Annotated in this window: 9 protein-coding genes and 1 pseudogene; 7 read left to right on the top strand and 3 right to left on the bottom strand. The window is 71.7% G+C overall.

Features of this window, described 5'->3' with window-relative positions; genetic code table 11:
• Positions 1 to 151: pseudogene (locus ACWDD7_RS28910) on the bottom strand (MFS transporter); the annotation flags it as partial.
• A 206-nt stretch (positions 152 to 357) separates the two neighbouring features.
• Between ACWDD7_RS28910 and ACWDD7_RS28905 the strand changes: the two are divergent.
• Positions 358 to 1,296: a helix-turn-helix domain-containing protein gene (locus ACWDD7_RS28905; RefSeq protein WP_351881500.1), complete on the top strand. Its 939-nt coding sequence runs from the start codon at positions 358 to 360 to the stop codon at positions 1,294 to 1,296.
• Here ACWDD7_RS28905 and ACWDD7_RS28900 read toward each other — a convergent pair.
• Positions 1,239 to 1,739 (bottom strand): MarR family winged helix-turn-helix transcriptional regulator, encoded by a 501-nt coding sequence (locus tag ACWDD7_RS28900; RefSeq protein WP_450459547.1) that lies wholly within the window; start codon positions 1,737 to 1,739, stop codon positions 1,239 to 1,241. The genes ACWDD7_RS28905 and ACWDD7_RS28900 overlap by 58 nt on opposite strands.
• A gap of 40 nt (positions 1,740 to 1,779) precedes the next feature.
• On the opposite strand from ACWDD7_RS28900, the gene ACWDD7_RS28895 reads away from it, so the two are divergent.
• Complete coding sequence (locus ACWDD7_RS28895; RefSeq protein ID WP_450459546.1) at positions 1,780 to 2,403, top strand: mycothiol-dependent nitroreductase Rv2466c family protein; 624 nt, start codon at positions 1,780 to 1,782, stop codon at positions 2,401 to 2,403.
• Complete coding sequence (locus tag ACWDD7_RS28890; protein ID WP_351881509.1) at positions 2,384 to 3,595, top strand: MFS transporter; 1,212 nt, start codon at positions 2,384 to 2,386, stop codon at positions 3,593 to 3,595. The genes ACWDD7_RS28895 and ACWDD7_RS28890 overlap by 20 nt, the downstream gene beginning before the upstream one ends.
• 162 nt (positions 3,596 to 3,757) lie before the next feature.
• Here ACWDD7_RS28890 and ACWDD7_RS28885 read toward each other — a convergent pair whose 3' ends face one another.
• On the bottom strand, positions 3,758 to 5,197 hold the full coding sequence (locus tag ACWDD7_RS28885) for a gamma-aminobutyraldehyde dehydrogenase (RefSeq protein WP_285560315.1): 1,440 nt from the start codon (positions 5,195 to 5,197) through the stop codon (positions 3,758 to 3,760).
• 205 nt (positions 5,198 to 5,402) lie between these two features.
• Here ACWDD7_RS28885 and ACWDD7_RS28880 point away from each other — a divergent pair, with 205 nt between their 5' ends.
• From ACWDD7_RS28880 to ACWDD7_RS28865, 4 genes are all read left to right on the top strand, one after another.
• Complete coding sequence (locus tag ACWDD7_RS28880) at positions 5,403 to 5,921, top strand: Lrp/AsnC family transcriptional regulator (RefSeq protein ID WP_285560312.1); 519 nt, start codon at positions 5,403 to 5,405, stop codon at positions 5,919 to 5,921.
• Positions 5,906 to 7,288, top strand: a complete 1,383-nt coding sequence (locus ACWDD7_RS28875; RefSeq protein ID WP_351881176.1) for an aspartate aminotransferase family protein — start codon at positions 5,906 to 5,908, stop codon at positions 7,286 to 7,288. Before ACWDD7_RS28880 ends, ACWDD7_RS28875 begins: the two co-directional genes overlap by 16 nt.
• Positions 7,289 to 7,478: 190 nt before the next feature.
• The gene (locus tag ACWDD7_RS28870; RefSeq protein WP_392218634.1) at positions 7,479 to 8,219 is read left to right on the top strand and encodes an ABC transporter ATP-binding protein; all 741 of its coding nucleotides are present in this window, start codon (positions 7,479 to 7,481) and stop codon (positions 8,217 to 8,219) included.
• A complete protein-coding gene (locus ACWDD7_RS28865; RefSeq protein WP_450459545.1) occupies positions 8,201 to 9,493 on the top strand; it encodes a hypothetical protein in 1,293 nt (430 codons plus the stop codon). Before ACWDD7_RS28870 ends, ACWDD7_RS28865 begins: the two co-directional genes overlap by 19 nt.
• Positions 9,494 to 9,568: the final 75 nt, after the last annotated feature.

Genomic DNA, 9,568 nt, shown 5'->3' with positions numbered 1-9,568 from the left:
GCAACGCCACGTTCAGGATCGAGAAGTCCACCGCGAGCATGAACTGCGCGACCAGCAGCACCACCAGCGTCAGCCGCATCCGCGACGTCAGCCGCCCCGACCCGGGTCCGGCCGAGACCGTCCCCTCCACCACATCATCGACAACAGACATGAGATTCCCTCCGAGAAGCTTCGACGGCCACGACGGCGTCGACCGAAGGAATCCTGCGACCGGGTACGGCCCCTACCCAGACCCCGAAGTTGACTCGCCCGGCGTTGGGTGGTCACGCCATGACCACCCAGCGCGGGAAGGACCCGGCCACTTCCGCCGTTGGACCTGAAGCACACACGTCACCGGACGCACCGGAAGGGCCTCGCATGCCTGACTTCTCCGAACTCAGCGACTTCCTGCGCAGCCGCCGGGCCGCCCTCACCCCCGAGGAGATCGGACTCCCCCGGCTCGGGGAACGGCGCCGGGTGCCAGGGCTGCGCCGCGAGGAACTGGCGCTGGCGGCCGGGCTCAGCGTCACCCACTACACCCGGCTGGAGCAGGGCCGTACCCACCAGGTCTCCGACTCGGTCCTCGACGCGATCGCCCGCACGCTGCGCCTGACCCCCGACGAGCACAGCCACCTCATGGATCTCGCCCGGCCCGGCCGGCCCGGCCCCCGGCGCGCCCCGGCCCCGCGCACCGTCTGCGCCGAGCCCGGCATCCGGCAGCTCATCGACACCTTCACGGAGACCCCGGCCCTGGTCCTGGACCGGCGCAACGACATCCTCGCGTGGAACGCGATGGGCCATCTCCTCCTGGCCGCGCATCTGGACTTCGACGCGCCGGAACACCCCGCGCGCCGCCCGAATCTGACCCGGATGCTCTTCCTGGACGAGCGCACCCGCGCCCTCTACCCGCACTGGCAGGACGAGGCCCAACTCGCCGTCGCCTCACTGCGGCTGGTCGTCGGCCGGCACCCCCACGACAAGCAGCTCGCCGAGCTGGTCGGCGAACTCACCGTGAACAGCGAGGAGTTCGCGAAACGCTGGGCCCGCCACCCGGTGCGCACCTGCGTCGCCGGCACCAAGGAGATGGACCACCCCCTCGTCGGCCCGCTCGAACTGTCCTTCCAGAGCCTGCTGGTGCCCGGCGCCGCCGACCAGCGGATGATCGCCTACTCGGCCCGGGTCGGCACGAGTTCGGAGGCGGGCCTGCGGCTCCTCGTGCCGTCGGCCGGCACGAGGTCCGCCGGAGCGCTCCCGGGGGTTCAGTCGTCGCCCGGGGTGAGCGTGAGGGCGAGTCGTCCCAGCAGGTCGGCGAGCTGAGTCCGCTCGTCCTCGGTGAGCCCGGCGAGGAGCCGGCGCTGGTTGTCCAGGTGGACGGCGATGAGGTCGTCGGTCAGTTCGACGCCGTCGGCGGTGAGGGTGATGAGACGTCCGCGCGAATCACCCTGGGCCACCGACCTGCCGACCAGGCCACGGGCTTCGAGCCGGTCGACCCGCTTGGTGATCGCGCCGGTGGTGACCAGGACGGTACGGCTCAACTCGCCCGCGGACAGGGCGTAGGGCGCCCCCGAACGCCGAAGCGCCGCGAGCACGTCGAAGTCGCCGCTCCCCAGGTCCGCGGCCCCGAAAGGCGGGCGCAGCCGCTGGTCCAGCGCGCTGGTCAGCCGGAAGAGCCGGCCGATGACGAGCATCGGTGTCGCATCGAGGTCGGGCCTCTCGCGTTTCCACTGTTCGACGATGGCGGCGATGGGGTCGGGCTGCATGGCTTCCATTATATCTTCCACGGATGGTAATCTATCTTCCGTGGAAGATAATCTCGCTCCCCGAGCCACCGCGTCGGTCGTCTGCTACTTCGACCCCTCCTGCCCCTTCGTCTGGGCCACCTCCCGGTGGCTGCTCGAGGTCGAACGGCTCCAGCCGATCGACCTGCGCTTCCGGATCATGAGCCTGTCGGTGCTCAACGAGCACCGCGAACTCGAGCCCTGGTACCGCGAGTTCAACGACCGGGCCTGGGGGCCGGCCCGGGTGTGCGCGGCCGCCGAAGCCCTCCACGGCAACGTGGTCCTGCGCGACCTGTACACCGCGCTCGGCAGACGCGTGCACGTGGAGGGGAACAAGGACTACGACGTGGTCATCCCCGAGTCCCTCGACGAGTCGGGGCTGCCCGCGTCCCTGGCGAAGGCCGCTCACACCGGCGAATTCGACGCGGCACTGCGCGCCAGCCACCAGGCCGGGCAGGAGGCGGTCGGCGAGGAGGCCGGGACGCCCGTCGTCACCGTGGACGGCGCCGGTTTCTTCGGCCCCGTCCTCACCTCCGTACCGAGGGGCGAGGAGGCGGTTCGGCTGTTCCAGGCCACCCGGATCCTGGCCGGGACGGGGGCGTTCGCCGAGCTGAAGCGGGGCCGGGGTGCGCTCGACCTCCGCTGAGGCCGGCGTTCCCACCCGCCGCCTCATCACCGCGAGCCTGGTCGGCTCGATCGGCGACGGCATATACGTGCCGCTGACGATGCTGTTCGTGCACTCGCTCACCGGCCTGTCCCTGACATCGATCGGCGCGGGCCTGACGATCGCCGGGCTCTGCGCGCTGGCGTTCATGCCCGTCGTGGGCATCGCCGTCGACCGGTTCGGCGGCCGGCGGGTGCTCATCGGCGTGCTCGCGTTACGCGCGCTCGGCTTCGCCGCCTACCCGTTCGCCGGCTCCTACCCCGCCTTCCTGGCGATCGCCCTGGCGGTCGCGGTGGGGATGTGGGCCTCCTCGCCGAGCCAGCAGGCACTCATCGGCGACATCGCCCGGGGCGCCGAGCGTGACCGGCTTCTGGCGTGGGACCGCAGCCTGCGCAACGCCGGCATGGGGTGCGGCAGCCTGGTGGCGGCCGGCATGCTCGCCCTGAACGGCGCCGCCGGCTTCGTCGCGGCCGCCGAGGTTCTGGCGTCGCTCTTCGCCGTCGCCGCGGTGCTGGTGGTCCGGATCCCGAACGTCCGCGGCCGCGTCGAGCCGCCGGAGAAGGGCGAGGGGTACCGGCAGGTGCTCGCCGACCGGCCCTACCTGCTGATCACGGCGGCCAATTTCCTGATCGCCTTCGGCTACACCACCCAGGCCATGGCCCTGCCCGTCTTCCTCACCCGCGATGTCGCCATGCCCGACGCCCTGGCCGGGGCCGTCTTCGCGGTCAACACCGCCCTGGTCGCCGCGCTCGGCGTCCCCGCCGCCCGTCTGACCCTACGCGGCAGACGCACGCGTGCGGCCGCGCTCGGCGCCGTCGTCTTCGCGCTCTCCTTCGCCGCCTTCGCCGTCCTCCCCCGCCTCGTCAGCGGCCCGCACGCCATCGTCGCCGTCCTCGCGGTGGCGGTGCTCTACACCGCCGGGGAACTCGTCCACTCCCCGCCCTCGCAGAGCCTGTCCGTCCAGGCCGCGCCCGATCACCTGCGGGGACGGTACCTGTCGGTCTACCAGCTGTCCTGGTCGGTCTGCCGCACCATCGCGCCCATGCTGCTGGGATTCCTGCTCGACGCGGGCCAGTGGCACCTGTGGACCGTTCTCGCGCTGATGGTTCTGACCGGCGCGGCGATCCTCCTGTGTGCCGAGCGGTCGCTGCCGCCGCACGCGGTCACCGCCTGACGGGGCCCGCGGCGCCGCCCTGCCGGCCTCCCTCCACGCCCCCTCCACGCCGGCCGGCGTGCCGGTGGACCCGCCTGAGACGCCGCGGCCCCCTCGGACGGGGGTCGATCCCGTCCGAGGGGGCCGCGCATGCGACACCGCAGGGCCGAACTCAGCGGAGCGTCACGCGTCCAGCGACGTCATCACGTGCTTGATCCGCGTGTAGTCCTCGAAGCCGTACGCCGAGAGGTCCTTGCCGTAGCCGGACTTCTTGAAGCCGCCGTGCGGCATCTCCGCGACCAGCGGGATGTGGGTGTTGATCCACACGCAGCCGAAGTCCATCTTCTTGGACATGCGCATCGCGCGCGCGTGGTCCTTGGTCCACACCGAGGAGGCCAGCGCGTACTCGACGCCGTTGGCGAACTCGACGGCCTGGTCCTCGTCCGTGAAGGACTGGACGGTGATGACGGGGCCGAAGACCTCCTTCTGGATGATCTCGTCGTCCTGCTTGACGCCGGAGACCACGGTCGGCGCGAAGAAGTAGCCCTTGTCGCCGACCCGCTTGCCACCGGCCTCGACGCGCGCGTGCGCGGGCAGGCGCTCGATGAAGCCCTCGACCTGCTTGAGCTGGTTGGGGTTGTTCAGCGGGCCGTAGAGCACGTCCTCGTCGTCGGGCTGCCCGGTCTTCGTCTCCTCCGCGGCCTTGGCCAGCGCGGCCACGAACTCGTCGTGGATGGACTCGTGGACGAGGACGCGGCAGGCGGCGGTGCAGTCCTGGCCGGCGTTGAAGAAGCCCGCCACCGAGATGTCCTCGACGGCCTTGGCGATGTCGGTGTCCTCGAAGACGACGACCGGCGCCTTGCCGCCCAGCTCCAGGTGGACCCGCTTGAGGTCCTTGGACGCGGACTCGGCGACGGACATGCCGGCGCGCACGGAGCCGGTGATGGAGGCCATCGCCGGGGTCTCGTGCTCGACCATCAGGCGGCCGGTGTCACGGTCTCCGCAGATGACGTTGAAGACGCCCTTGGGCAGCACCGAGCCGATGATCTCCGCGATCAGCACCGAGGAGGCGGGGGTGGTGTCGGAGGGCTTGAGGACGACCGTGTTGCCCGCGGCGAGCGCCGGGGCGAACTTCCACACGGCCATCATCATCGGGTAGTTCCACGGCGCGACCTGGGCGCAGACGCCGATCGGCTCGCGGCGGATGATCGAGGTCATCCCCTCCATGTACTCGCCGGCCGACCGCCCCTCCAGCATCCGCGCCGCACCGGCGAAGAAGCGGATCTGGTCGACCATCGGCGGGATCTCCTCGGAGCGGGTGAGCCCGGTGGGCTTGCCCGTGTTCTCCACCTCGGCCGCGATCAGGTCCTCGGCGCGCTCCTCGAACGCGTCCGCGATCTTCAGCAGGGCCCGCTGGCGCTCGGCCGGCGTGGCGTCGCGCCAGGCCGGGAAGGCGCGGGCGGCGGCCGCCATGGCCGCGTCCACGTCCGCCTGTCCGGACAGCGGCGCGGTCGCGTACGCCTCGCCCGTCGCGGGGTTGACCACCTCGGTGGTCCGTCCGTCGGCGGCGTCCCGGAACTCACCGTCGATGTAGTTGCGCAGACGACGCAGCTCGGTGCTCACTGCCGGCCTCCTGATCTGGTTCGAGGGTTCGAGCGGTCCAGTCCGGACAGCGCGTACCGCTGTCCGGTCACTGAGACACCCCACACTAGTGGTCACGCCCACGTTTTCAACACCCCCGGCACCGTCACTTCTGCGAAATCCGCAAGCATCGATCCCTTAAACAACGAATTTCATCGATCAGGGCTTGCGAAACTGACGAGACCTCGTGCACAGTGAGCGCGTGGCCAGTCGAAGCGCAGACCAGAGGGACTCGTCCCGCGAGTCCAGGAACGGCACCCCGACGTTGGATGCCGTCTCCCTCGCCATCATTCAGCAGCTCCAGGAGGACGGCCGCCGGCCGTACGCCGCGATCGGCAAGGCCGTCGGCCTGTCGGAGGCGGCCGTGCGCCAGCGCGTCCAGAAGCTGCTGGACCAGGGCGTGATGCAGATCGTCGCCGTCACGGACCCGCTCACCGTGGGCTTCCGCCGGCAGGCGATGGTCGGCATCCATGTCGAGGGCGATGTCGAGTCGATCGCTGACACGCTGACGGCCATGTCGGAAGTCGAGTACGTGGTGATGACCGCGGGCTCGTTCGACATCCTCGCGGAGATCGTCTGCGAGGACGACGACCACCTGCTGGACGTCATCAACAAACGCATCCGGGCGCTGCCCGGCGTGCGCTCCACCGAGAGCTTCGTCTACATGAAGCTGAAGAAGCAGACCTACATGTGGGGAACCCGATAACCGTGACCCAGAAGGACCTCAGCCGCACCGCGTACGACCACCTGTGGATGCACTTCACCCGCATGTCCTCGTACGAGAACTCCCCCGTCCCGACCATCGTCCGGGGCGAGGGCACCTACGTCTACGACGACAAGGGCAAGCGCTACCTCGACGGTCTCGCGGGCCTGTTCGTGGTCCAGGCCGGGCACGGCCGCACGGAGCTCGCCGAGACCGCGTCCAAGCAGGCCCAGGAGCTGGCCTTCTTCCCGGTGTGGTCCTACGCCCACCCGAAGGCCATCGAGCTCGCCGAGCGCCTCGCGCACCACGCCCCGGGCGACCTGAACAAGGTCTTCTTCACCACCGGCGGCGGCGAGGCGGTCGAGACCGCCTGGAAGCTGGCCAAGCAGTACTTCAAGCTGACCGGCAAGCCCACCAAGTACAAGGTCATCTCCCGCGCGGTCGCCTACCACGGCACCCCGCAGGGCGCCCTGTCCATCACCGGCCTGCCGGCCCTGAAGGCCCCCTTCGAGCCGCTGGTGCCGGGCGCGCACAAGGTGCCGAACACCAACATCTACCGCGCGCCGATCTTCGGTGACGACCCGGAGGCCTTCGGCCGCTGGGCCGCCGACCAGATCGAGCAGCAGATCCTCTTCGAGGGCCCGGACACCGTCGCCGCGGTCTTCCTGGAGCCGGTACAGAACGCCGGTGGCTGCTTCCCGCCGCCGCCCGGCTACTTCCAGCGCGTGCGCGAGATCTGCGACAAGTACGACGTGCTGCTCGTCTCGGACGAGGTCATCTGCGCCTTCGGCCGCCTCGGCACGATGTTCGCGTGCGACAAGTTCGGCTACGTCCCGGACATGATCACCTGCGCCAAGGGCATGACCTCGGGCTACTCCCCGATCGGCGCCTGCATCGTCTCCGACCGCCTGGCGGAGCCGTTCTACAAGGGTGACAACACCTTCCTGCACGGCTACACCTTCGGTGGCCACCCGGTCTCCGCCGCCGTGGGCCTCGCCAACCTCGACCTGTTCGAGCGCGAGAACCTCAACCAGCACGTGCTGGACAACGAGGGCAACTTCCTCCAGACGCTCCAGAAGCTGCACGACCTGCCGATCGTCGGCGACGTCCGCGGCAACGGCTTCTTCTACGGCATCGAGCTGGTGAAGGACAAGGCCACCAAGGAGTCCTTCAACGACGAGGAGACCGAGCGCGTCCTGTACGGCTTCCTCTCCAAGGCGCTGTTCGACAACGGCCTGTACTGCCGTGCCGACGACCGCGGCGACCCGGTCATCCAGCTCGCCCCGCCGCTGATCTCCAACCAGGAGACGTTCGACGAGATCGAGCAGATCCTGCGCGCCACCCTCACGGAGGCGTGGACCAAGCTGTAATCAGCTGACGGTGTGACCGCGACCGGCCCCGGAGCCGCCCGTTCGAGTGAGAACGGCGGCCCGGGGCCGTGTGCTGTCCGGCCACCGTGCGGCGGCTGCCTAGCGTGCCAGTGACCGATCGGCCCTGCCTTCGTTCCCCCGTATGGAGGAACGGGCACGGGAAAACGGATCAGAACCGAGGTGTACGCCCATGGAGGCTCCGCCGGACAACGACGTGCTGTGGGCACGGTCCCTGCACTTCACTCACCCCGACGGCTCCCCCGGACTCGCCGGGGTCTCGCTCGCGGTCCGGGAGGGCGAGATCCTCGCCGTCAGCGGCCCCCGGGGCAGCGGCAAGACGACCCTGCTGCGCTGTCTGTCCGGGCTGGTGCCGGTGCGGGAGGGCGAGGTCTGGTTCAACAGCACGCCCCTGCACACCCTCGGCCCGGCGCACCGCGAGCGGCTGCGCCGCGACCGCTTCTGCTGGATCGGCCCCGAACCGGCCCTGGTCCCCGAGCTGAACGCCTGGGAGAACGCCGCGCTGCCGCTGATGCTGCGCGGCACCAGCCGCCGCCGGGCCAAGGCCACCGCGCTGGAGTGGCTGGAGCGTCTGGACGTCGGGGAAGCGGCCCGCAAGCGCCCGCACCGGCTGCGCCAGTCCGAGCGCCAGCGGGTCTCGATCGCCCGCGCCCTGGCCCCGGCGCCGACCGTGCTGTTCGCCGACGAGCCCACGGCCCCGCTGCACCGCGCGGACCGCGGCCATGTGCTGCGCACCCTCACCAGCGCCGCCCGCTCGCACGGCATCACCGTGGTCCTCGCGACGTACGACCCGGAGACCGCGGCCGTCGCCGACCGCACGGTGACCCTGCTGGACGGCCGGCCGGTGCGGACCGTACACCTGCCGGAGATCCCCGACGCGGGAGGCCGGGCCGCGTGCTCGATCTCCGTCTGACCCGCGCGGCCCGGCCCGCCGTCCAGCTGCGCCGCCTGCTGGTGGCGGCGGCCTCCGCGGGCACCGGTTTCCTGCTGCTGTCCTGCCTCGGCTACGCCCTCGGCCACCCCGGGACCGCGGGCGCGGGCGCGCTGCGGCTGGCCTGGTGCGTGGTGCCGGTCGCGGCGACGGTCCACTTCGCGGTCGCCGTCGCCCGCACCGACCCCGGCACCCGCCCGCGCCCCGGTCTCTCCGCCCTCGGCCTCGGCCCGGCCCGCCTGATGGCCGTCTCCGCGCTCGGCACAGCCCTCGCCACCACCCTGGGCTCCCTCCTCGCCCTGGCCCTCTTCCTCCATCTGCGCGGGGACCTGACGGGAATGCCCTTCGACGGCGCCGGAGCGTCCTTCCTGGCCGCCGGCAGACCCCTCCCGGCACCGGCCGCCCTGACCCTCCTGACGGTGGTGCCGGGGACGGCCACGGCGACGGTGGCGGTGGTGCTGCGGCCGCGGGAGCCACGGCCGGCGACGAGGCCGCAGCGCAGGTACCTCTCCTTCACCGGGCCGGCCGGCCGCCGACCCGCGGGCGAACGCGCCGCCGCCGGTACCGCCACCGAGGGAGGCGCCCCGGCGGCGCCGGACAGCGCGACCGACCTCGAACCCCCGGCGCCGGACGGGGACTCGGCCGGCGGCGAGGACACCCCCACCGGCCTCCCCTGGGCGGTGGCCCTCCTCGCCGCCGGCCTCACCGCCCAGGCCTACGCGGGCCGTACGCCCCCGTCCGCCGCCCCCGGTCTCACCACCTTCGACACCGGCGCCGTCCCCTTCCTCCTCGGCTGGCTCCTCACCGCCGTCGGGGTCGTGCTCGCCGCCCCCGGTCTCACCCACCTGTGCGGGCGCCTCCTCCAGTGCGCCCGCCCCGGCGCCCTCCGCCTCCTCGCCGGCCGCGTGCTGATGACGGAGGCCACCAGGATCGGCCGCCCCCTCGGCGTGCTGTGCGCCGTCGCCGCCGCCGGGTACGCGTTGACCGCCCTGTACGCCGCCCCCGCCCGCGCCTTCGGACCGCTGAGCGCCCTCGGCGCGCTGGTCGTCGCCGGCTGCGCCTTCGCCACGTTGCTGACGGTGGCCGTCGAGACCCGCCAGTGCCGCGCCGAGACCAACGCGGCGCTGCTCCGCCTCGGCGCCCCCGCCACGGTGCTGCGCGGCGCCGCCGCCCTGCGCACGCTCGCCCTGCTGGCCTTCTTCACGCCGCTCACCCTGGCGATCGCCGCCCTGGCGGCCCTGCCCCTGACCCATTGAGACACCGCGGAAAAAAAATCCCCGGGCCACCGATGAGTTCCGCCGCGGCCCGCCGTCTACCCCGGTGAATCAATC

Source organism: Streptomyces sp. NPDC001056, from assembly GCF_053598955.1.
This window is presented reverse-complemented; position numbering and strand designations above follow the sequence as displayed.